This is a genomic window from Streptomyces sp. NPDC001373, assembly GCF_042895815.1.
Taxonomy (GTDB): domain Bacteria; phylum Actinomycetota; class Actinomycetes; order Streptomycetales; family Streptomycetaceae; genus Streptomyces.
In genome coordinates this window covers 1-21,303 of the sequence record NZ_JBIAWQ010000014.1, presented here as the reverse complement: position 1 = coordinate 21,303, position 21,303 = coordinate 1, and the positions used below count along the sequence as shown (strand labels likewise).

Annotated in this window: 19 protein-coding genes and 2 pseudogenes; 8 read left to right on the top strand and 13 right to left on the bottom strand. The window is 73.2% G+C overall.

The features are described from left to right. Positions 1 to 29: 29 nt before the first annotated feature. Entirely contained in the window at positions 30 to 833 is an 804-nt protein-coding gene (locus tag ACFY15_RS26955) for a hypothetical protein (RefSeq protein WP_390826175.1), read from the bottom strand. Positions 834 to 1,020: 187 nt separating this feature from the next. Further along, positions 1,021 to 1,839, bottom strand: coding sequence for a TrmB family transcriptional regulator (locus ACFY15_RS26950; protein WP_390826174.1), 819 nt, complete (start codon positions 1,837 to 1,839; stop codon positions 1,021 to 1,023). A gap of 247 nt (positions 1,840 to 2,086) precedes the next feature. Between ACFY15_RS26950 and ACFY15_RS26945 the strand changes: the two genes are divergently transcribed. Then, positions 2,087 to 4,111 (top strand): putative Ig domain-containing protein, encoded by a 2,025-nt coding sequence (locus ACFY15_RS26945; protein ID WP_390826173.1) that lies wholly within the window; start codon positions 2,087 to 2,089, stop codon positions 4,109 to 4,111. Here the strand turns inward: ACFY15_RS26945 and ACFY15_RS26940 are convergent. After that, positions 4,098 to 4,436 (bottom strand): hypothetical protein, encoded by a 339-nt coding sequence (locus ACFY15_RS26940; RefSeq protein WP_390826172.1) that lies wholly within the window; start codon positions 4,434 to 4,436, stop codon positions 4,098 to 4,100. The two genes, ACFY15_RS26945 and ACFY15_RS26940, sit on opposite strands and share 14 nt — an antisense overlap. Positions 4,437 to 4,517: 81 nt before the next feature. On the opposite strand from ACFY15_RS26940, the gene ACFY15_RS26935 reads away from it, so the two are divergent. Next, positions 4,518 to 5,504, top strand: a complete 987-nt coding sequence (locus tag ACFY15_RS26935; RefSeq protein ID WP_390826171.1) for an L-threonylcarbamoyladenylate synthase — start codon at positions 4,518 to 4,520, stop codon at positions 5,502 to 5,504. Between the two features lie 25 nt (positions 5,505 to 5,529). Here ACFY15_RS26935 and ACFY15_RS26930 read toward each other — a convergent pair whose 3' ends face one another. From ACFY15_RS26930 to ACFY15_RS26920, 3 genes are all read right to left on the bottom strand, one after another. Next, on the bottom strand, positions 5,530 to 5,961 hold the full coding sequence (locus tag ACFY15_RS26930) for an STAS domain-containing protein (RefSeq protein ID WP_390826170.1): 432 nt from the start codon (positions 5,959 to 5,961) through the stop codon (positions 5,530 to 5,532). 45 nt (positions 5,962 to 6,006) lie between these two features. Next, positions 6,007 to 6,390, bottom strand: coding sequence for a helix-turn-helix transcriptional regulator (locus ACFY15_RS26925; protein ID WP_390826169.1), 384 nt, complete (start codon positions 6,388 to 6,390; stop codon positions 6,007 to 6,009). Between the two features lie 77 nt (positions 6,391 to 6,467). Beyond that, positions 6,468 to 7,457 (bottom strand): SDR family oxidoreductase, encoded by a 990-nt coding sequence (locus ACFY15_RS26920; RefSeq protein WP_390826168.1) that lies wholly within the window; start codon positions 7,455 to 7,457, stop codon positions 6,468 to 6,470. Positions 7,458 to 7,718: 261 nt separating this feature from the next. Here ACFY15_RS26920 and ACFY15_RS26915 point away from each other — a divergent pair, with 261 nt between their 5' ends. From ACFY15_RS26915 to ACFY15_RS26900, 4 genes and pseudogenes are all read left to right on the top strand, one after another. Further along, entirely contained in the window at positions 7,719 to 8,657 is a 939-nt protein-coding gene (locus ACFY15_RS26915; RefSeq protein WP_390826167.1) for a helix-turn-helix transcriptional regulator, read from the top strand. Between the two features lie 202 nt (positions 8,658 to 8,859). Next, entirely contained in the window at positions 8,860 to 9,267 is a 408-nt protein-coding gene (locus tag ACFY15_RS26910; RefSeq protein WP_390826166.1) for a VOC family protein, read from the top strand. Positions 9,268 to 9,614: 347 nt separating this feature from the next. Beyond that, positions 9,615 to 10,370: a restriction endonuclease gene (locus ACFY15_RS26905; protein WP_390689750.1), complete on the top strand. Its 756-nt coding sequence runs from the start codon at positions 9,615 to 9,617 to the stop codon at positions 10,368 to 10,370. Then, a pseudogene (locus ACFY15_RS26900) lies at positions 10,367 to 10,789 on the top strand (cardiolipin synthase B); the annotation flags it as partial. The gene ACFY15_RS26905 and the pseudogene ACFY15_RS26900, both read left to right, overlap by 4 nt. Before the next feature lie 99 nt (positions 10,790 to 10,888). Here ACFY15_RS26900 and ACFY15_RS26895 read toward each other — a convergent pair. Together ACFY15_RS26895 and ACFY15_RS26890 are read right to left on the bottom strand one after the other, a co-directional pair. Beyond that, positions 10,889 to 11,065 (bottom strand): hypothetical protein, encoded by a 177-nt coding sequence (locus tag ACFY15_RS26895; protein ID WP_390689749.1) that lies wholly within the window; start codon positions 11,063 to 11,065, stop codon positions 10,889 to 10,891. 39 nt (positions 11,066 to 11,104) lie between these two features. After that, entirely contained in the window at positions 11,105 to 13,294 is a 2,190-nt protein-coding gene (locus ACFY15_RS26890; RefSeq protein ID WP_390826165.1) for a SpoIIE family protein phosphatase, read from the bottom strand. A 117-nt stretch (positions 13,295 to 13,411) separates the two neighbouring features. Here ACFY15_RS26890 and ACFY15_RS26885 point away from each other — a divergent pair. Next, positions 13,412 to 13,510, top strand: a pseudogene (locus ACFY15_RS26885) (VOC family protein); the annotation flags it as partial. Positions 13,511 to 13,683: 173 nt separating this feature from the next. Here the strand turns inward: ACFY15_RS26885 and ACFY15_RS26880 are convergent. Next, positions 13,684 to 15,084: a 3-hydroxybutyrate oligomer hydrolase family protein gene (locus tag ACFY15_RS26880; protein WP_390689748.1), complete on the bottom strand. Its 1,401-nt coding sequence runs from the start codon at positions 15,082 to 15,084 to the stop codon at positions 13,684 to 13,686. Positions 15,085 to 15,489: 405 nt separating this feature from the next. Beyond that, positions 15,490 to 16,854 carry an NAD(P)/FAD-dependent oxidoreductase gene (locus tag ACFY15_RS26875; RefSeq protein ID WP_390826164.1) on the bottom strand — a complete coding sequence of 455 codons (1,365 nt, stop codon included), beginning with the start codon at positions 16,852 to 16,854 and terminating at the stop codon, positions 15,490 to 15,492. 488 nt (positions 16,855 to 17,342) lie between these two features. Between ACFY15_RS26875 and ACFY15_RS26870 the strand changes: the two genes are divergently transcribed. Then, the gene (locus tag ACFY15_RS26870) at positions 17,343 to 17,639 is read left to right on the top strand and encodes a hypothetical protein (protein WP_390826163.1); all 297 of its coding nucleotides are present in this window, start codon (positions 17,343 to 17,345) and stop codon (positions 17,637 to 17,639) included. Positions 17,640 to 17,798: 159 nt separating this feature from the next. Here ACFY15_RS26870 and ACFY15_RS26865 read toward each other — a convergent pair whose 3' ends face one another. The 3 genes from ACFY15_RS26865 to ACFY15_RS26855 form a co-directional block, all read right to left on the bottom strand. Next, on the bottom strand, positions 17,799 to 20,345 hold the full coding sequence (locus ACFY15_RS26865; RefSeq protein ID WP_390826162.1) for an ATP-binding protein: 2,547 nt from the start codon (positions 20,343 to 20,345) through the stop codon (positions 17,799 to 17,801). Positions 20,346 to 20,398: 53 nt separating this feature from the next. Further along, entirely contained in the window at positions 20,399 to 21,088 is a 690-nt protein-coding gene (locus tag ACFY15_RS26860) for a response regulator (protein WP_390689745.1), read from the bottom strand. 101 nt (positions 21,089 to 21,189) lie between these two features. Continuing rightward, positions 21,190 to 21,303 (bottom strand): potassium-transporting ATPase subunit C (locus ACFY15_RS26855; protein WP_390826257.1); only part of this gene is annotated, 114 nt, incomplete at its 5' end.

Sequence of the window (21,303 nt, the reverse complement as noted above, 5' to 3'; positions counted from 1 at the left end):
TAGGCGGCGCCCGACCCGGCCGCCGCCGATTACTTTCGCTGACGGTCCGTGCTCTCGTCCGACGAGGACGAGGCCTCCAGGATGGTTTCGACCTCGGGCGTGGCCCGCCTCCTGCGGCCCGCCCGGATCTCCCGCTCGTGCTGCGCGCCGCCGATCCGGCCCTGCGGGAAGTCGTTGAGGAACTCCGGCGCTTCGTGTTCGGGCCTGGCCTGCCGACGGAGTGCGGCGCGGATCTGCTTGAGGGCTCCCGGCTCGCGGACCCGTTCGGCGTCGGCGACCCCCATGATCGTCGCGGCCGCCCGGCACTGGTCGTCGCTCAGCCCGTCGATCTCCTCCTCGGTCGGCTTCCGCCCCTTCAGGGCGTCGACGAGGGGGAGGAAGTGCTCGGCGTCGAGTGCGGGGATCAGACCGATGTACTGGTTCTCCTCCTCGCGGACGTAGCGGCCGTCGGTCCTCTCAGTTCCCGGGTACTGGCGCGCGTTGGTGGTGACGAAGGGGGCCCCGCCGCGCCCGCGGCGGTGGTTGAACGGACCGTACGGGGTGTCGCGTGTGGTGAACTCCTCGGCCTGCTCGCCGCCGCCCCGTGCGAGGTCGCGCTCCGCCCACCGTTTCCGGCGTTCGTCGGCCTTCCCGCGGTCTTCTTCGGAGACCCTCTGCACGAACGCGGTGGCGGCGGCGTTCCCCGCCGCGTTCCCGACGGCCTGGACGGATGACCGCGTGAGCTGGCGGCCGGCCAGGAAGGGCGCCGCGTCGGCGCCCCGGGGTGCCGCGGTCCGAGGCGGCAGGGCCCTTCCCGCCCGCTCGCCCTGTTCCTTCTTCCGGTCGCTGCCCATGACGCCGCCGCTTCCTGCGAGGGGACTCGGAGGCCGGGTGTGGCGATCGGCCCCGAACCGTTCCGCCGGTCGCCCCCGACGCTGGGTGCCCCGGCGGCGTCCGTACATGTCCCCGAGGGCAGTCCTCCGGCGCGTTCGGGCACACCGTCGCCGCCCGGTCGCGCCGTCCCGGAAGTCCCCCCGTACCTCATTCCCCCCGGGCGCCCGGCATGTCCTCGGCCCGCTCCCAGATGGCAAGGAAGGCCGTCCGCAGGCAGGCCGCCAGCGCGGGGTGCTCAATGAAGAGGGCGGTGGTGGTGCGGACCTCGGCCACCGGGTCGGGCATGTCGCACAGCACCAGCGAGGCGTCTGCGACGACGAGTTTGATCGGGAGGGCCGGGGCGAAGCGGGACTCCTCGCCCGCCGCGGCGAACCGCCGTACGTTCTCCAGGACCTCGCCGTCCGCGAGCGCGTCGTGGGTGTAGACGGCGCGGGCGGTCCCCCCGGCCCGGCGCAGCCGGCGAACCGCGTCGATGCCCTCGGTGTTGGCCGTGGGAGCGACGAAGGGGGGCTTGCAGAGGCTGAGGAGTTCCCGCGCGGCCTGTTCCTGGATGCTCGCGAACCGCGCGGCGATGGCCCGCGGGTCACGGAGCACCTCGATGTAGTCGAGAGGGTCGGTGTGCGTCCGGCCGTCGTTCCAGACCGGGGACAGGGCCCGGGTGAGCGCGACGGACACCTGGTCCAGGCGTTCGAGGGACTGTCGTTGACGGGCCATCAGCCGGGCCAGGGCCAGCTCGGGGGCCACCGCCGAGAAGGCGGTGACCCGGCCCGGACGCGGTACGGCGAGCTGTCGCCGCACGAGGGCGTCGAGTACGTCGTAGACGCGCTGGCGGGGCACCTGCGCGGCGCGCGCCGCCTCGGCGGCGGTGTAGGACTCCCGCCGGACGAGCACGAGGTAGACCAGCGCCTCGTAACGGGAAAGCCCCAGGGATACCAGATCGTTGACCGCGCCGTCGTCCAACTCCATGGAAAGACACGGTATAGGCCGCCAACACCGAACCAGAGCCAACCCTTTGCCATCAGCCGGGTGTCCCCTTGGCCGGAATCTCCATACCTTCGGCGTTGGCCACCACTGCACGTGGTGACAGCACGCGCACCGCCGAACTCGCACCAGCGCACCCCCACGTCGCTTTTCCGGGACGGCACCCCATGCGTCGAGAGATGTCATGGCCCTGTCATGGCCGGAATCCCCGCGACGCGGCACCCACCCCCCCATGGAGGGCAGTTCCTTGCGCAACGCCCTGTCCCAGCGCGCCGTACGGCTCGGCCGCCGCGGCGCGACCGCCTTGCTCTCGGCGGCAGCCCTGGTCTCCGGAGGCATGCTCGCCTTCGCCTCCCCGCCCGCCGCCGCGGCCGGCTCCTCGGCCGCCACGGGCACCGCTCCGGCATCCGTGCAGACCAGACGGCTGTGCTCCGAGCCTGCCAAGCCCGACTTCATGGCCTGCCACGCCCTCGCCCGCACCGACGTCCCACAGCACGCGAGCCTCGCGCCGGGCCTGGTCCCCTCCGGCTACGGGCCCGCCGACCTGCAGAGCGCGTACGCCCTGCCGGCCGCCGCCGGAGCCGGCGCCACGGTCGCCATCATCGACGCCTACGACGACCCGAACGCCGAGTCCGACCTGGCCGCCTACCGCTCGCAGTACGGCCTGCCGGCCTGCACCACGGCCAACGGCTGCTTCCGCAAGGTCGACCAGAACGGCGGGACGAGCTATCCCACCGCCGACTCCGGCTGGGCCGGAGAGATCTCCCTCGACGTGGACATGGTCAGCGCCGTCTGCCCGCAGTGCCACATCCTCCTCGTCGAAGCGGCCCAGCCGTCCATGGAAGACCTGGGCGCCGCCGTCAACCGCGCCGTCACCATGGGCGCCAAGTACGTCTCCAACAGCTACGGCGGCGGCGAGGACTCCACCGACCCCGCTTCCGACGCCTCCTACTTCAACCACCCCGGCGTGGCCATCACCGTCAGCTCCGGCGACAGCGGCTACGGCGTCGAGTATCCGGCCGCCTCCCAGTACGTCACCGCCGTCGGCGGCACCTCTCTCAGCCGCGCGGGCGGCACGTCCCGCGGCTGGTCCGAGAGCGTCTGGGGCACCGCGTCCGGCGGCAACGGCGCCGGCTCCGGCTGCTCGGCCTACACCACCAAGCCCTCCTGGCAGACCGACACCGGCTGTGCCAAGCGCACCGTCGCCGACGTCTCCGCCGTCGCCGACCCGGCCACCGGCCTCGCGGTCTACGACAGCTACCAGGCCAGCGGCTGGAACGTCTACGGCGGCACCAGCGCCTCGGCGCCCATCATCGCCTCCGTGTACGCCCTCGCGGGCACCCCGGCCGCCGGCTCCTCCCCGTCGTCCTTCCCCTACGCCCACACCGCCTCGCTCAACGACGTGACCTCCGGTGCCAACGGCTCCTGCGGCGGCGGCTACCTGTGCACCGCCAAGTCCGGGTACGACGGCCCGACCGGCCTCGGCACCCCGCAGGGCACCACGGCCTTCACCGCAGGCACCACCGGCGGCAACACCGTCACCGTGACCAACCCCGGCAACCGCTCCACCCCCGTCAACACCGCCGCCACCCTCCAGATCCAGGCCACGGACTCCGCGAGCGGCCAGACCCTCGCCTACAGCGCCACCGGCCTCCCGCCCGGCCTGTCCGTCAACGCCTCCAGCGGCCTGATCAGCGGCACGCCCACCACCGCGGGCACCTACAACGTGACGGTCAGCGCCAAGGACACCACCAACGCGAGCGGCAGCGCCTCGTTCACCTGGACCGTCACCCCCACCGGCGGCTGCACCCCGGCGCAGCTCCTCGGCAACCAGGGCTTCGAATCCGGCACCGCCCCCTGGACGGCCAGCGCCGGCGTCATCGACAGCAGCGCGGGTGAGGCCGCGCACGCCGGATCCTGGAAGGCCTGGCTCGACGGCTACGGCTCCACCCACACCGACTCGCTCTCCCAGACGGTGACGATCCCGGCCGGCTGCCACGCCACCCTCAGCTTCTACCTGCACATCGACACCGCCGAGACGACCACCGGCGTCGCCTACGACAAGCTCGGCGTCCAGGCCGACTCCACCACCCTGGCCACCTACTCCAACCTCGACAAGAACTCGGGCTACACCCAGAAGACCCTCGACCTGTCCTCCTTCGCGGGACAGACCGTCACGGTCAAGTTCACCGGCACCGAAGACTCCAGCCTGCAGACCTCGTTCGTGATCGACGACACGGCCCTCACCACCGGCTGATCCCACGCCGGCACGCGGCGGTCCACCGCACCCTGCGGCGGCCGGAGTCCTCGGGGACGAAGACACCGAGGACCCCCGGGCCGCCGGGGAAACGGACGGCGTCGATCAGGCCGTTCATGGTCAGGCTCGCGTCTTCCTGGCCCTGGGGGTGCGGACGCCGGTACCGCTCGTAGTCCGGCCGTCTCTCGAACCGCTGGTGGCGCCCGGCGTCGTCCCCGCCGGGCGCCACCAGCGGTTCGGGGCAGCCCCAGACCGCGCGGGGGAGGTCGTCAAGGCAGTGGACGGCATCCCCCCTCCGTGAACCTGTGCCCCTGTCGTGCGTCACGGGCCGCCCTCCGGCCCCCTCCCGGCCGGGCGGGCACGTCACCGGGGGACCGGCGCAGCGGCCCCGCCATCCGCCCCTAGGATGGTGAGGGTGACGGCGACATCTGATGACATCGAGAAGGCAGCCGACGTGCTGCGCGCAGGCGGCCTGGTGGCCCTCCCGACGGAGACCGTCTACGGACTGGCCGCCAACGCCGAGGACCCCGTCGCCGTCTCGCGCATCTTCCAGGCCAAGGGGCGCCCGCCCTCCCACCCGCTGATCGTCCACATCGCCGCCGCGGAACACCTGGACGACTGGGTCGAGGCCGTGCCCCCGGCAGCCCGCCTGCTGGCCGAACACTTCTGGCCGGGGCCGCTCACACTCGTCCTGCGGCGAGGGCCGCGCGTGCCACTGGAAGCGACCGGGGGCCTCGAGATGGTCGCCGTCCGCGTGCCCGACCACCCCGTCGCGCGGGAGCTGCTCCGCGCCTTCGGTGGCGGGGTCACGGCCCCGTCCGCCAACCGCTTCGGCTCCGTCAGCCCCACCACCGCGAGCGACGTCCGCGCCGAGCTCGGCGACGCCGTCGACTGCGTGCTGGACGGCGGCCCCTGCGAGGTCGGCGTCGAGTCCACGATCGTCGACGCCACCGCGGACACCCCGACGATCCTGCGCCCCGGCGGGGTGACCCGCGAGGACCTCGAAGCCGTGCTGGGATACCCGCTCACGGTCCCCTCGACCAGCGGCGTCCGGGTGCCCGGCCAGCACCCGTCCCACTACGCGCCGCGTGCGCGCGTCGTTCTCGTCGCGCCGGAGGAGGTGGTCGCCGAATCGGCGGCGGCACAGGAGCGGGGGCACCGGGTGGGTGTGTTCCTCCCGCCGTCCTTCGCCGGTGCTCCGGTGAGGGCGCACGCCGTGGTCGCCCTCCCCGCGTCCATGGCCGCCTACGCGCGCGGGCTCTACGGGTACCTGCGCGAGCTGGACCAGCAGGGATGTGACCTCATCGTCGCCTCCCTGCCGCCGCAGGAGGGGCTCGGACTGGCGATCGCCAACCGCCTCCGCCGCGCCGCGGGGCCCCGCTCCACCGTCTGACCGGGCCGGTCGGCCCCTCGCCCGGTCATTCGCGGTCGTGCTGCGCCGGGCCGCCGTCGGCCGACGCGGCCCGGGGCGTCGGCCGGCTGTGGACCGTGAGCACGTCGTCGGCCCCGGTCATGCGCATCAGGCGGGTGACGGGGTTGCTGAGGGCGGTCAGTACGACGGACTTTCCGCCTTCCTGAGCCAGCCGGTGCAGGTCCAGCAGGTTGTGCAGCCCCGAGCTGTCGCAGAAGGTGACGGCGGACAGGTCGACGTCGAGGCCGTCGCGGCTGGCGGCGAGAGCCGCGGCGAGGTCCTTGTACAGGCGGTCGACATCGTCCATGTCGATCTCGCCGCGCACGTGGGCCCGTACCCGGTGCGGGCCGGGCTCGAAGACCACGCTGACGACGGACGGGCGCAGGGTGCTGCTGGGGCCTGCTGCCGCAGGGGGCGGGCAGTCGGGGTGGGAGGTCATGGCCTTGCTCCCTTCACAGCCCCGGGACATGGGGAAGAAAGCCGGTCAGGGGTGGTGGGCGGGTCGGCCGTGCGGGCCGCGCTCAGGGTGGTCGTCCAGGGAAGCGGGGGCGGTCGCCCCGGTCGCCCCGTCGGGCGGGCCGGGAGCGATCAGGCGCAGGAGGTTCCCGATCTCCCGGTGGCCCTCGGCCGGATGGCGGAAGAGGGTCCCGGGCGTGACCTCGTAGTGGTTGCGGCGGCCGTGGCGGACCCGGGTGAGGTATCCGGCGTTCTCCAGGTCACCGACGATGGCCTGGGCCGCCCGTTCCGTGAGCCGGCAGCTCTCGGCGAGGTCCCGTAGCCGGACCTCGGGATTGCGGAGGATCATGGCCAGGATCCGGGCGTGCTGCGTGACGAACGTCCAGTGGGTCCGAGGCTCTGCCGACTCCATGTCCGAAATCATACGATTCGCGATTCCGGTTTCGCCAGACCGGAAACGAAATCCTCCGGAGGCGGACGGACCCTCCGTCACCGCCCGGGGAGGTGCCGAACCGCGGCGGCGAGGGAGCCGAAGGCGTGTGCCGCCCGTTGTTGCAGGCTGCGCCCGCGGGCGCGGTCGTCGAAGCGTCCGTGGGCGCCGAAGTCGTGCCCGGCGTCCACCGGTTCGAAGAGGTTGTCCGGTTCCCCGGGGCGGCGGCTGTGGCCGTTCTGCTGCGAGTCGAACCCCGTCCTCGCGAGGTAGCGGTCCAGCAGCCCGGGCACCAGGGCGTTCGCCACCAGGGTCGCCACCGTGCTGCCGCCGACCCAGTACTCGCGCCGCCGGGGATGGTCGGCCGCGTACAGGACGGCGCGGGCGGCGACCTCGGGCTGGTAGACCGGCGGCACCGGCTGGGCCCGTTCGGGCAGGCGTGAGCGGACCCAGTCGAACTGCGGCGTGTTCACGGCCGGCATCTGCACCATGGTGGTCCGCACCCGGGTCCCGGAGGCGAGCAGTTCGCAGCGCAGAGCCTCGTTGAAGCCCTGGATGGCGTGCTTGGCGCCGCTGTAGGCGCTCTGCAGCGGAATGCCGCGATAGGCGAGGGCCGAGCCGACCTGCACGACCACCCCCGCGTCGCGAGGGAGCATCCTCCTGAGGGCGGCCCGGGTGGCGTAGACGTAGCCGAGGTAGGTGACGTCCGTGACGCGGCGGAACTCCTCGGGGGTGATCTCGGTGAAGGGGGCGAAGACGGAGGCGAAGGCATCGTTGACCCACACGTCGATGGGCCCGAGCTCCTCCTCGGCCCGCTGGGCGGCGGCCTCCACGGCCCGCGCGTCGGAGACGTCGGCCTCGATGGCGACGACCTTGGCGGCGCCGGCCCGCTCGGCCTCGCGCACCGCCCCGTCCAGGCCGGAACGGCCGCGGGCGATCAGCGCGAGCCGGTCGCCGCGACGGGCGAAGGCCACGGCACACGCCCTTCCGATGCCGCCGCTGGCTCCGGTGACGACGACCGAGCGCTGCGCGGTTCCCACCTCGTTCATGCTGCTCTTCTTTCCCCGGTGCCGTACCGCAAACAGGGCCGGTCACCGGGACAACGGGAGCTTCGGACTCACCAAGAGGTACTGGCGCCGTCCGGCGGCATCCGTTTGGTCGGTCATGCCGGGCGCCTACCCGCAGGCACCCGGCGAACACGGCGCCGGCGTCGCCCGGGCGGCTCGCGTTCGCCGGGTGTGCGGCGTAGCGTCGTACGGGTGCGCGGGCCCGGTCGGCGCCCGGCGCCGCATGAGGGAGGGTGTCGGATCGTGGAGCGGTTGTCGTTCGCCAGTGAGAGCCTGAGCGAGACGGAGGCGTTCCTCTCCTCCGCCTACACGCCGATGCGCATCGGCGGCCGCCCCGAGCGGACCGGAACGCGCATCGAGCGGCGCGCGGCCGAAGGGCTGGTCGTCGACGAACTCGCCTTCGACTACACGATGGCCTACGACGCGGGCCGCCTGGAACGGATCTGCCTGCTGACGATCCATGAGGGCACCGTCGTCGACACCACCGGTGGCAAGGAGGAGATCCACGGCCCCGGAGAGACCTTCCTGATCGCCCAGCCGGACCGGCCGTACACGGGCGAAGTACGGTCCGCCTCCTACACCATCACCATGTTCGACCCCGACGTCCTCACCCGCGTGGCCGGCGGCCCGGGCCCCGTCCGTCTGACCGGACAACGCGCGCACGGTCCCGACGGCGACCGGCTCCTGGCACGGACCGTCGCCTACCTCCGCGACGACGTGATGCCCGCAACCGCTGCCGAACAGCCGCTCGTCGTCGCCAGTGCCGTCCGGCTGCTGGCCGCGGCCGCCCTTGCCTCCTTCCCCCACACCGGCCTCGACGGCGACCCCGCCCGGACCGACGGCCGCGGGGCCACCAGCGACACGCTGCGCCGCGCGATCGACTTCATCGAGGCCAACGCCCACCGCGACATCGGCCTCGCCGAGATCGCCGCCTCGATCCCGGTCACCCCCCGGGCCGTGCAGTACGCCTTCAAGCGGCACGCCCGGACCACGCCCCTCGCCCACCTCCGACAGGTCCGCCTCGCCCGCGCCCACGCCGAGCTGAAGACCGCCGACCCCACCACCGCCTCGGTCACCGCGATCGCCGCGAAATGGGGCTTCGGGAACTTCGGCCGGTTCGCCGGGGCGCACCGGGCCGCCTACGGCGTCAGCCCGGGTGCCCTGCTCCGCGGTCGTCGCTGACGGCGCCGCGATCAGTCGGCGGCGGCCCTCCTCGCGCCGCGCCCCGCGTGTCCCGGGGTTCCACCCTGAACCGGATCAGGCCACCGGCGCCGACCGGGCCCGCCGCGGTTTCCCCCGCGCGACCGAGGCACCGTGGGCACGCGGCGCGAACCCCGGGCGTGACGCCACGTGTGCGCACGGCCGCGCAGGGCACACGGGGTGCATGACCGTACCCAAGACAAGCGTTCTCGTACTGGACTGCGCGGAGCCCGAAGAGCTGGCCCGCTTCTACGGCCTCCTGCTGGGCGCCCGGGTCGAGCCGGCCGAGGGCGACGCCGGTCTCCTCCTCGTCTCGGGCCCCTCGGGCACGGCGCTCGGCATACGCCGGGACCCCGACCGCGTACCGCCCAGCTGGCCGCTCCCCGACGGCCCCGAACAGCCTCACCTGCGGATCCTGGTCACGCCGGAGACGCTCGACGAGGCGGGGCGCGAGGCCGTGGCCCTGGGAGCGCGGCCGGTGGCGGCGGAAGGGGACGACTGCCGACCTGTCGGCAGGACCACGCAGCGCCGTTACGCCGACCCGGCGGGCCATGGCTTCGTCCTGGCGGCCGCCCGCATCCCGGCCCTCTGAAGCGTCCGGTGAACGGCAGCGGGCCGCGCTCCGTTCCGGGGGGACGGAAAACGGAGCGCGGCCACGGGTGCCGGGTGGCGCCACACCGCTCAGAGAGGCAGCACGCCGACACCTCGCGTGTGTCCCCTCCCCGCGCTCCCAAACACTCGAGTCGGCCGTGAGCCGGCGCAGCGTCGGAGGATCTCGATGGAGTCGGCCTTCGGCACGTGGGACCGGGGCCCCAGTCGGTTTGAGATCCGCGGTCCCGGCCATACGAACCTCCAACAGGCTGCGGCGTCCGCCGCGGTCCCGACCCGGGCACGGTCGGGACAGGAACCTCGGCGTGCCGGGCCGAGAGGGGGAGTCGTATGACCGCACCAGAAGAGGACGCGCCCGCGTCCGTACACGGCCCCGGATCCTCACCGCGCTCCGCGCTGGGGCGCGACGCGGCGCTCGCGCTGGGCCTGCTTGGCACCGGCATCGCGGGCGCGGCCGCCTTCCTGAAGGCCGCGTCGGCGGACGGGGTCACGTTCCCCATGGCCCCGATCGCGGCCTTGGCCGTACTGCTCCTGGGCACACTGCTGGTGAAGCGGAGCCTCGCGCCCGTCCGGCGCCGGCCCGGCGCCCCGCGACCCGTCCGGTACGCGCAGGAGCCCGCGGATCCGCCCGGCGTCGGGGGTGAGGCCCTCGACCACGCCGCGGTCGACGCCGACGGCTTCGAGCACACGGTGGCCGCCCTCTGCGCACGGGACGGCTGCACCCCGGTGGAGGTGGTCGGCGGAGCAGGAGACCTCGGCGCCGACGTCCTGGCCACGACTGCGGACGGGCGGCGCGTGGTACTCCAGTGCAAGCACTACGCCGAGGACCACCGGGTCGGGTCGCAGGACCTCCAGCGCTTCGGCGGAACCTGCTTCGCGGTCCACGAGGCGGACGTCGCCGTCATCGTGACGACCAGCTCCTTCACCGCCCCCGCCGCCGAGTACGCCGACACCTGCGGAATCGTCCGCGTCGACGGTGAGGCCCTGGCGGCCTGGACCGAACAGCGAGCGCCCGCGCCGTGGGAGTCCGGCCTCCGCGGGCCCGCATCCGCCCCGCCCACCCTGCCCCGAGGCGCCGTGTCATGACCACCACCGATACCGGCAGCACCCCGGCCCGGCCCACGCAGCCCCTCGGCGCCGGAGCCGCCCCCGGGCAGCCGGCCGACCCGGCAGCCGAGCGGACCGGTGAGCGCATCCACCGCATCCGCCGCCGCCTCGAACGCCTCATCGGCATCGCCGCGACCGAGGGGAACCCCGTGCGCCCCCTGCGCAACGGCGACGAGATCTTCACCGCGATGCTCGACGCCATCTCCGGCGCCCGGCACACCGTCGACATGATGACCTTCGTCTACTGGAAGGGCGACATCGCCCGCCGGTTCGCCGAGGCGCTGGCCGGGCGGGCCTGCCACGGCGTGCGCGTGCGGCTGCTGCTGGACGGATTCGGCAGCCGCCTGATCGAGCAGGACCTGCTGGACCGGATGAGCACGGCCGGGGTGGACGTGGCCGCCGGTCCGCCCTCCAGCGCATGCGTGAGGTCTCGGTGCAGCCTCTGCGCCGCTTCCTGTGAACGGGGCGGCACCCGCAGCGCGCAGGGCGGAGCCGTGTCAGCGGGCGTGGTGCCGGAAGCCCCGCTGGTGGGGGAGTTCGCTCTGCCTGCGCGCACTGGGGCGGCGGTGCCGGCCCGGGAAGGGGTTCCGCTGCGCCGGCGCGCTGGGAGCCAGGGCCAGCAGGGCGACGAGGGCGAGGACCGCAACGAGAATGAGCACGGTGGCGACGGTCATGTTCCTTCCTTTCCTCGAATACTGTCTGTTCGCCTGTCGCTACTTGTTGTTACCGAAACGCGAGCGGCTAAACCCGCCGGTCCCTGTGCGTCGCAGCAGGAGCACGGCGGTGTCGTCGGTGTGCCGGCCGGTGGGCCACGCGCGGCGGATGAGGCGGTCGATGAGGTGCTCGACGTCCTCGTCCCGGTGCCGGGCGAGGTGCTCGGCGAGGTCTGCGGCCGTCCGGTCGGCGTCGGTGCCGGGCACTTCCACGAGTCCGTCGGTGTAGAGCGCGAGGGTGCTGCCGGGCGGGAGGGCGAGCTCGGTGACGGGGTAGGGCGTCCCCGTGTCGATGCCGAGCAGCGGGGCGGGGTCGAGCCCGACGACCAGCCCCGGCTGCCCCGGCAGGTCCAGGAAGGGCGGCGGATGGCCGGCGCTGGCCAGGGTGGCCCGTCCGTGGGCGAGGTCGATCCGGGCGTACAGGGCGGAGACGAGCAGGTCGCCGCCCAGGTCGATGAGGACGCGGTTGGTGCGGTCGAGGACCCGGTCCGGCGGGGCGCCGGCCGTGGCGCGGATGGCGGTGCGCACCTGTCCCATCAGGGCGGCGGCGGCCACGTTGTGGCCCTGGACGTCGCCGATGACGGCGGCGACGGTGGTGGCGTCGAGGCGGATGACGTCGTAGAAGTCACCGCCGATGTCCATACCGCGGCTGGCGGGCAGGTAGCGGGCGGCCATCGCGAGGCCCGGCACGGCCGGCAGACTGCGCGGCAGGAGCGTTTCCTGGAGGCCCAGGGCGAGGCCGTGCACGGCGTCGTAGAGCCGGGCCCGGTCCAGCGCCTGGGCGATCAGGCCGGCCAGGGACGTGAGGACCGCCCGTTCGTCGGCGGTGAAAGCGTGGGGTCGGTCGTAGGAGAGGACGCAGCAGCCGACGGGCCGCCCGGAGATGAGCAGGGGCAGGAAGGCCCAGGCCCGTTTGCCGCTCATGAGGGGGGCCTGGGGGTACTCCTCGGCCATCTCCGCGACGGTGGCGAAGAACGACGGCAGGCCGGTGGACAGGACGTGCCCCGCCGGGGTGAGGCCGGTACCCAGGGGAAGTCCGTCGAGTTGTTCGATGGTCCGCCGGTCGTAGCCGTGCCAGCCGGTGATCTTCAGGCGGCCCGCCTCGGCCTCGGAGAGGACCAGGCTGTCCGCACCGAAGGCCGGCAGGACCTGCCCGGCGACCAGCTCGACGACGTCGCTGACGGCCACCGTTTCGGTCAGGGCGGCCGCCAGGTGCAGGAGCTGGTAGAGGCGGCCGGTGTGGGCGGTCCGGGACGCGGCGGACACGGGGAGGTCAGCGCGCGAGGACCCGGGCCGGCCGTCCGCGGCACCGTCAGGGCCGGCATCGGACCCGGGTGCGGGCGTGATGCGGACGCTGATGCCACTGGCGTCCGGGTAGAGCCGGAACCACAGCCGGCGGCCGGCGGGGTCGGGGGCCGTGAACCCGACCGGTTCACGGCTGATCACGGCCGTGCGGTAGTGGTCCTCGACGGCGGGCTGGTCCAGCCACGGCAGGGACTGCCAGGGCCGGGTCCCCAGCAGCCGGTCCGACGTCCGCCCGAGCAGGGCGGCCGCCGCGCCGTTCACGAACGTGATCCTGCCCTCCAGGTCCAGGGCCAGCGCCCCCTCGGGCAGGCGCTCGGCATAGTCCGCAGCCGCCTGCGGAGCGCGGCCCGTGTACGCGTGGTGCTCGGTGACTGACACACGATGCGGCTGCCCGGGCGCCCTCGGCGGGTCCGGGCACTCGTCCAGGGCGTGCGCGAGGCCCCTGGCCTCGGCGGTGATGTGGCCCCGCTCGCGGCGGCCTGCCCGTGTCGGGTGGGCGGCCGGCCACAGCAGGACCAGACCGCCCCAGCAGCGGGCACGGCCGGGCAGCGGCACGGCCGCGAGGGCGAAGCGGTACGGCATGCTCGCCGCGACGCGCGGGTACCGGCGGGCCATGTCCTCCTGGGAGCCGACCCACACCAGGCGGTCCTCCCGGACGGCCTCGCTGATCGGAGCGGCGGCCGCGAGCGGTATCCGGCGCCAGGGCGAGGCCACCTCCTCCGGCAGCCCGCAGAGCACCGCCAGGCCGAGCGTCTGCGCGGCCTCGTCCAGCAGGTACAGGACGCCGGCGGAGGCACCGGTGCGCCGCACGGTGCCCACCAGCGCGGCACCGAGCAGCCGCGTCCAGCCGGGCCGCTCACCGACGCCGGGTCCCGCAGCTCGCATACCAGGACCATACGCCGACGAACCGGACCGATCGCGCCGGTGGACGGCCGGACGCCCCTGTTGTCGCGGCCGGAAAGACCGAACAGGGCCCGCAGCATGAACACCGGACCGGCGGCGCGCGCGGGCGAGGTGAACAGCGGACACGGCGGCCGCGGCGCGTACGTCAAGGACCCCGCCGGTCACGCGATCGAGCTGGTCACCCGCCCGTACCTGTAGCCGGAAGCATGCCTGGCCGGAGGCCCGAGGCGCGGCCCCCGACCAGGCAGGCGCCACTTTGCGCCGGGCCGCTCGGCCTCCGGGTGGAAGTTGATGCGTTCACGGATCACGGGGAAGCCGGCCTTCGCGAAGTTCGCGGCCATCGGGAAGTCCGCCCGGATCCGCGCCCGCCGTCAGGCGAGCGGGCAGCTCGTGAGCGGGTCCTCGCCGGGGCCGGGAAGGGGCACGGTACGGCCGGGCGGCGGCGGTACACCGCGGCCGAGCCAGGTCTCCAGGGCCGTCAGGGCGGAGCGGTGGCAGGGGACGAGGGGGCGGAGCCTGTCGGGGAAGGCGTCGTACAAGGAGTCGACGTGGGTTCCTCCCTCGATGCGGTAGTAGCGCAGGAGCCGGCCGCGGCCCGCGTCGGCGACCATGCGGGCGTAGACGTCGGAGTCCCGGCTGATGGGGAGGAGGACGTCCAGCGTGCCGTGCAGAGTGATGAGGGGTTTCCCGATCCGCCCCGTCAGCGCGATCTTCGAGACGGCGTCGCGGACGCTCCGGGGCCGCCCGCCGTAGTCGTAGTCGGCGTCGCAGGCAGGGGTGCCCGGCGTGCAGAACGGGGTTCCCGCCTCCCGCGGGCCGTCGTAGCCGGGGTCGAGCTCTTCGCGGTAGATGCGCTGGGTCAGGTCCCAGTAGTACTGGTGGTGGAAGGGCCACAGGAACTCCGAGCCCGCCGGGTAGCCGGCTGCGACCATCTCCTGACGGGCCCGGTCCGCACCCGGGCCTCCCGCGGCGTAGCGGGGGTAGGCGGCGAGGGCCGGCGGCAGGAAGGTGAGCAGGTTCGGCCCCTGCTCCCGCCAGAGGGTGCCTTCCCAGTCCACTCCGCCGTCGTACAGTTCCGGGTGGTTCTCCAGCTGCCAGCGCACCAGGTAGCCGCCGTTGGACATCCCGGTGGCCAGGGTGCGGGCGGGAGGCCGCAGGTAGCGCTGGGCCACGACGGCGCGGGCCGCACGGTTGAGCTGGGTGACCCGCGTGTTCCACTCGGCGATCGCGTCCCCCGGTGCCCGTCCGTCGCGGTAGAAGGTGATGCCCGTGTTCCCCTTGTCGGTCGCCGCGAAGGCGTATCCGCGGGCGAGGACCCAGTCGCCGATGGCCCGGTCGCTTGCGTACTGCGCGCGTACCCCCGGGGAGCCGGTGACGACCAGGCCGCCGTTCCAGTGGTCCGGCAGGCGGATCACGAACTGGGAGTCGTGGTTCCAGCCGTGATGGGTGTTGCCGGTCGAGGAGTCGGGGAAGTACCCGTCGATCTGGATCCCGGGCACGCCGCTCGGCACGCTCAGGCCGGCCGGGGTCAGCCCGGCCCAGTCGGCCTGGTCCGTGTGCCCCGAGGCGACGGTGCCGGCCGTGGTCAGCTCGTCCAGGCAGGACGAAACGCGGAGTTCGGCGCCGGGCACCTTCAGCCGTGACAGGCCGGCACAGTGTCCGTCCGCCGTGGCCGTTCCGCCGGGGTGCCCGGCGGCCGCGGGCGCGGCGGCGATGGTGACGAGGGCGGCTGCCGCGGCGGCAGCCCTGCGCAGCAGGGCGAAGCGTGGCACGCCTCGTGGGCGCGGGCGTGGTGGCGGTGGTGCTGAAGGGTGCACGGGTACCTCCGGTGGACCGTGTCTGCGGGCAGGCGCCGGTTGCGGAGCGGGACCGGGTGACCCCGCCGGACGGACTCGCGCCGGGGACGACGCCTGATTCGATCGTGCTTCGCGCGACGGCATGGCGGCTCTCCCTGTACGGGTGACACAGGACCAACTCGACTGCTTGACCGCGGCGTCGGCCGTTCGTGCAGGTGAACGCCTCGCCGGGGTGTCCGTAACCGTAGGAGCCGCTTCGACCGTCGGAGAATGGTGCCGCGGCCCACAGGCCGCGAACCGGCCTGTATCACCTGCCCGTTGCATCGAGGAGACGGTCCTGCTACCGGCGTGCGGGGCGCCGCCCCGGAGAGCCGGCGCCGCTCAGCCCGCGGCGCGCAGCGCCCGTACGTGCTCCCGTACCTGCGCCGGCGTCAGATACGCGTCGGTGCAATCGAACTCCCGGAGCCTGGGCGGTTTCGCCGCCTGGAAGCCGGTGCGCACGAAGTCGTCCCCGGCCACGGCATTCAGCAGCCAGTTGGTCATCACCCGTGTCCTGGCCACGTTGGTGCGCAGCGCCGACCAGTGGTATCCGCGCGCCACCGCCTGGGCAGGCAGGCCGCGCAGCGGGATGCCCAGCGGCTTCGACACGGCGTCGGTGCCCCCGAGGTCGACCACGAGGCCGAGGTCCTTGTGCACGTAGGGCCGCAACGCCAGGCCGCGCAGGGTGGCGACGATGTTGTCGGCCAGGGTCCGTCCCTGCCGCAGGGCGTGCTGCGCCGTCGGCGGGCAGATGGCACCGTCCCCGCCCCGGGCGAGGTCGGGCACGGCCGCCGCGTCCCCCAGCGCGAAGACCCCGGGCGCGTCCGGAACGGTCAGCTGCGGCGTCACCACCAGGCGCCCGCGCTCGGTCTCCGCGTCCATCGTGCCGATCAGCGGGCTCGCCGCCACGCCGGCGGTCCAGATCAGGGTCCGGCTGGGCAGCACGCGCCCGTCGGTCAGCGTCACCTCCTCGGGCCCCGCCTTGGCGACGCTCACCCCCAGCGACACCCGGATGCCCCGGCGCCGCAGGATGTCCAGCGCCGCACGCCCCAGCGCGTCCCCCAGCTCCGGCATCAGCTTCGGAGCCGTGTCCAACAGGTGCCAGCTGATCTGACCGGGGTCCAGCCGGGGGTAGCGCCGGACCGCGTGATGGGTGAGCCGCTGCAGACACGCCGCGGTCTCCGTGCCCGCGTAGCCGCCGCCGACCACCACGAAGCACAGCCGGGAGGCACGCTCGGCCTCGTCCTGGCTGGCGTCCGCGAGGTCGAGCTGTGCGATGACGTGGTCGCGCAGGTACGCGGCCTCGGCGAGGGTCTTCATCCCCCGGGCGTGCTCCAGCAGGCCGGGGATGTCGAAGGTGCGGGTGATGCTGCCGGGCGCGAGGACGAGGTGGTCGTAGGCCTGGGCGGTCTCCTCGCCGGTGATCCCGCGGATGACGCAGACCTTGGCGGCGGTGTCGACGCCGATGGCCGCGCCGGGGATGATCCGGGTGCGGTGACGGCTGCTGCGGCGCAGGGAGACGGCGATGGACTGCGGGGTCAGGACGCCGGAGGCCACCTGGGGGAGCAGGGGCAGATACAGCTGGTACGCGTTCGGGGTGACCATGCGGATGTCGGCCTCGCCGGGGGACAGCCGGCGCTCCAGACGGCGCACGCACTCCACTCCGGCGAAGCCCGAACCCACCACGAGGATCCTCGGTCGTGCCACGGTGTCCGTCCTTTCCCAGCGCTGTCGGGTCACCTCCCCGCCTGCCCACTCCCGCGGCGCCTGCACGCCCGGCGGCAGAGATCGCCGTCCCCTCCTTCTGACGCCCGCCCATCAGGGCGGCGTAAAAGATCGACTTCAGTGCGGAAGGAACCCGTCAAGGAGTGCCCCCGAAGCCGTCGGCCGGGCGCAGACTGGAGTGGCGACGGAGCCGGACGACGGACCGGCGGCACGCGGTCGGCGTGCGGTGACCTGAACACCGCAGAAGCCGCGCACGGGCTCTCGTGTTCCGGAGCGTGCGCCACATGGCTTACTCGTTCGAGCGGGTGTTGCTGTATGCGCATTTCGCCAGGCTTCCGGCCCGCACGGCCCGGCGGTGAGCCGCACATCCGACTCGCGGCCCAACTGCCCGGATTTCCGGCCGCGTGTACTAGGATCCGCCGCTAGCGTCACTCGGTCGACCGTTGCTCACCCCACCGACAGGAGGCCCGATGATCGGCGTGCTCGTGACTTTCACGCAGACCGGCAGGTTCGATCGTTCAGCTGCCGCAAAGATTGCCGGCGAACTCCGCGGACCGTTCGAGGGCATGCCCGGCCTTCGCTTCAAGAGCTTCATGATCGACGAAGACGGTGCTCAGGCAAGGAACTTCTATGTCTGGGATGACGAGGAGAAAGCCCGCTCCTTCTTCACGGACGAGATCGTCGAGAAGGTGACGGGGATTTACGGCGTCCCGCCCAAAATCGAATACCTCGATATCGTGGGATTCGTCGACAACTCTGGCGCCTGATTCTCGAGAGACCGTCGCACAGAAGTCACGGCGCACAGCCTGACGCCTTCATGGGGCCGCCCCCCCATCCTCGGACCGCCGAGGATGAAGAACAGGCCCAAGGGCTCGGCCTCCATCCGCGGACTGGTGCGCGTAGGCCGCCGCCTCGGCGTCGCCCCGTCAGGTGACCGCGGACGTCGGGAGCTCCGGCGACACCGGGGGCCCGTCGCCCGCCGTGGGGAGGGTGAGGACCATCGTGAGGCCGCCTCCCGGGGTGTCCTCGGCGGCGAGGGTGCCTCCGATGGCTTCGGTGAAGCCGCGCGCGACGGCGAGGCCCAGGCCGACGCCGGCGCCGCGCGGGGCGTCGCCATGGCGTTGGAAGGGTTCGAAGATGCGGTCCTTGGCCTCGTCCGGGACCCCGGGGCCCCGGTCGACGACCCGGAGCTCGACGCGGCTTCCCAGGGCGCTCGCGGAGACGTTGACGGGCTGGCCGTGGGGGCTGTACTTGACGGCGTTCTCGACGATGTTGGCGACGGCCCGCTCCAGCAGGCCCCGGTCGACGGCGACCATCGGCAGCGTCTCGGGGATGTCCAGGTCCACGCTGTCCTCCGGTACGCCTCCCAGGGCCATGGGGACGACCTCGTCGAGGTCGGTCTCGCGGATGAGCGGGACGACGGTGCCGGTGTTGAGGCGCGACATGTCGAGGAGGTTGCCGATCAGCGCGGCGAGGCGGTCGGCGCCCTCCTCGATGCCTTCGAGCAGTTCTGCCTTGTCGTCCTCGGACCATTCGACGTCGCCGGAGCGCAGGGAGGTGACGGAGGCCTTGATGCCGGCGAGCGGGGTGCGCAGGTCGTGGCTGACCGCGGCGAGCAGGGCCGTACGGATGCGGTTGGCCTCCGCGAGTTCGCGGGACCTCTCCGCCTCGTCGACGAGGCGCTGGCGGTCGAGCACGACGGCCGCCTGGGCGGCGAAGGCGCCGAGGACGCGGCGGTCCTCGGCGGGCAGGACCCGGCCGGTCAGAGCGAGCGCCATGGTGACGCCGATGGGCAGGTCCACGTCGGCGTCCTCGGGGCGCAGGACCGTGCCGGTGCCGACGGCGGCGGCCGTGGTCCAGGGGTCGATCTCGCCGGTGCGCTCCAGTAGGGCCACCGACTGCATGCCGAAGGTCTCGCGCAACCGCTCCAGGAGGGCGTCGAGGGAGTCCTCGCCGCGCAGGACGCTGCCGGCGAGGAAGGAGAGGATCTCGGATTCGGCGCGCAGGCGGGCGGCCTGGTGGGTGCGGCGGGCGGCGAGGTCGACGACGGAGGCCACGGACACGGCCACCCCGACGAAGATCGCGATGGCGACGATGTTCTTGGGGTCGGAGATAGTGAACTCGTGGAGCGGCGGGGTGAAGTAGTAGTTCAGCAGCAGGGACCCGAACGCCGCCGACGCGAGCGCGGGAAGCAGCCCGCCGAGCAGGGCCGCCGCCACGGTGAACGTGAGGAAGAGCAGCATGTCGTTGGCGAGCCCGAGCTCGGGGACGAGCTGGTTCAGCAGTACGGCGAGCACGGCGGGGCCGACGACGCCGGTCAGCCAGCCCCAGATGATGCGGGACCGTCCGAGCCGCGCACCGCGGGCGACGGGCAGGCTGCGGCGCCCCTTGGCGGCCTCGTCGTGGGTGACGATGTGGACGTCGAGGTCCGGGCCGGATGCGCGGGCGACGGTGGCGCTGACACCGGGCCGGAAGACGGACTGCCAGGAGCGCCGGCGGCTGACGCCCAGCACGATCTGCGTGGCGTTGCAGCCGCGGGCGAACTCCAGCAGGGCGTCGGGGATGTCGTCCCCTATGACGTGGTGGAAGGTGCCGCCGAGGTCCTCGACCAGCGTGCGCTGGGCGGCGAGTTCCTTGGGCGAGGCGGAGGTGAGACCGTCGCTGGCGGCGATGTAGACGGCGAGGACCTCGCCGCCGGCGCCCTTCTCCGCCAGGCGGGCGGCGCGGCGGATGAGCGTACGGCCCTCGGGGCCGCCGGTGATGCCGACGACGATCCGCTCACGGGCCTGCCAGGTGGAGCGGATGTTGTGCTCGCCCCGGTACTCCTGGAGGTACTCGTCGACGCGGTCGGCCACCCACAGCAGCGCGAGCTCGCGCAGCGCGGTCAGGTTCCCGGGCCGGAAGTAGTTCGAGAGCGCCGCGTCGACCTTGTCCGGCTTGTAGACGTTGCCGTGGGCCATGCGCCGCCGCAGGGCCTGCGGGGACATGTCGACGAGCTCGATCTGGTCGGCCCGGCGGACCACCTCGTCGGGGACGGTCTCGCGCTGACGGACTCGGGTGATCGTCTCGACCACGTCGCCCAGCGATTCCAGGTGCTGGATGTTCACGGTCGAGACCACGTCGATGCCTGCCTGGAGGAGCTCCTCGACGTCCTGCCAGCGCTTGGCGTTGCGGGAGCCGGGGACGTTGGTGTGCGCGAGCTCGTCCACCAGGGCGACGGCGGGGCGGCGGGCGAGGACCGCGTCCACGTCCATCTCCGTGAACGTGGAGCCGCGGTACTCCAGCTGACGCCGCTCGATGAGTTCGAGGCCGTGCAGCATCACCTCGGTCCGCGGGCGGCTGTGGTGCTCGACGAAGCCGACGACGCAGTCGGTGCCCCGCTCGACCCGGCGGTGCGCCTCGGAGAGCATCGCGTACGTCTTGCCGACGCCCGGCGCCGCGCCGAGGTAGATGCGGAGCTTGCCGCGTCCCATGTGCAGACTCTTCTTCTCTGGTGACGGTTGGACGGTTGGACGGATCGGGGCGGTCAGGGTTCGAAGCGGTAGCCCATGCCCGGTTCGGTGATCAGGTAGCGGGGGTGCGAGGGGTCCGGTTCCAGCTTGCGCCTCAGCTGCGCCATGTAGACGCGCAGGTAGTTGGTGTTCTCGCTGTAGGTGGGGCCCCAGACGTCGAGCAGCAGCCGGCTCTGGGTGATCAGGTGGCCCGGGTGGATGATGAGGATTTCCAGCAGGTGCCACTCGGTCGGGGTCAGCCGTACCGTGCGGTCGCCCCGGTACACCTTCTTCGCGACCAGATCGACGGTGAACTCGTCGGTGGTGACGATCGAAACCTCGTCGGCCTGCGAGGCGCCGGCCGGTTCCTGTCTCCGGGCGGCCGCACGCAGCCGGGCGAGGAGCTCGTCCATGCTGAACGGTTTCGTCACGTAGTCGTCGGCGCCGGCGTCCAGGGCCCGGATCTTGTCCTCCGAGGTGTGGCGGGCGGACAGCACCAGGATGGGCACGCGGCTCCAGCCGCGGACGCCCCTGATCACCTCGACGCCGTCCATGTCGGGCAGCCCGAGGTCGAGGACGATGACGTCCGGCTTGCGCGCGGCCGCGAGCCGCAGGGCCGAGCCGCCGTCGGCAGCCGCTTCGACCTCGAACTTGCGCGCCTGGAGGTTGATCTTGAGCGCGCGGACGAGCTGGGGATCGTCCTCCACCACCAGCACCCGGGTCATGGGTATGCAGCCTTTCCTTCGTTGGGATCAGGACGGTAAGGAGCCGGCAGGGCGCGCGGATTCCGCTCCCTGCCGGCTCCCGGTCCGTGCGAGGTGGAACATCAGCTGTGGGTCAGTGCTTTGAGGGCGGTGTTGAGTTCGAGGACGTTGACGCGGGGCTCGCCCATGAAGCCGAGGGTCCGGCCGGTGGTGTGGTCCTCGACGAGCTTCTTGAC

What these genes read in the sequence shown, in the direction of transcription:
- ACFY15_RS26865 (WP_390826162.1), bottom strand. Translation starts at nt 20,345, where the DNA reads ATGGGACGCGGCAAGCTCCGCATCTACCTCGGCGCGGCGCCGGGCGTC.
- ACFY15_RS26950 (WP_390826174.1), bottom strand. Translation starts at nt 1,839, where the DNA reads ATGGAGTTGGACGACGGCGCGGTCAACGATCTGGTATCCCTGGGGCTT.
- ACFY15_RS26895 (WP_390689749.1), bottom strand. Translation starts at nt 11,065, where the DNA reads ATGACCGTCGCCACCGTGCTCATTCTCGTTGCGGTCCTCGCCCTCGTC.
- ACFY15_RS26890 (WP_390826165.1), bottom strand. Translation starts at nt 13,294, where the DNA reads ATGCGAGCTGCGGGACCCGGCGTCGGTGAGCGGCCCGGCTGGACGCGG.
- ACFY15_RS26910 (WP_390826166.1), top strand. Translation starts at nt 8,860, where the DNA reads ATGACCGTACCCAAGACAAGCGTTCTCGTACTGGACTGCGCGGAGCCC.
- ACFY15_RS26935 (WP_390826171.1), top strand. Translation starts at nt 4,518, where the DNA reads ATGGTGAGGGTGACGGCGACATCTGATGACATCGAGAAGGCAGCCGAC.
- ACFY15_RS26955 (WP_390826175.1), bottom strand. Translation starts at nt 833, where the DNA reads ATGGGCAGCGACCGGAAGAAGGAACAGGGCGAGCGGGCGGGAAGGGCC.
- ACFY15_RS26945 (WP_390826173.1), top strand. Translation starts at nt 2,087, where the DNA reads ATGGAGGGCAGTTCCTTGCGCAACGCCCTGTCCCAGCGCGCCGTACGG.
- ACFY15_RS26930 (WP_390826170.1), bottom strand. Translation starts at nt 5,961, where the DNA reads ATGACCTCCCACCCCGACTGCCCGCCCCCTGCGGCAGCAGGCCCCAGC.
- ACFY15_RS26920 (WP_390826168.1), bottom strand. Translation starts at nt 7,457, where the DNA reads ATGAACGAGGTGGGAACCGCGCAGCGCTCGGTCGTCGTCACCGGAGCC.
- ACFY15_RS26905 (WP_390689750.1), top strand. Translation starts at nt 9,615, where the DNA reads ATGACCGCACCAGAAGAGGACGCGCCCGCGTCCGTACACGGCCCCGGA.
- ACFY15_RS26870 (WP_390826163.1), top strand. Translation starts at nt 17,343, where the DNA reads ATGATCGGCGTGCTCGTGACTTTCACGCAGACCGGCAGGTTCGATCGT.
- ACFY15_RS26925 (WP_390826169.1), bottom strand. Translation starts at nt 6,390, where the DNA reads ATGGAGTCGGCAGAGCCTCGGACCCACTGGACGTTCGTCACGCAGCAC.
- ACFY15_RS26860 (WP_390689745.1), bottom strand. Translation starts at nt 21,088, where the DNA reads ATGACCCGGGTGCTGGTGGTGGAGGACGATCCCCAGCTCGTCCGCGCG.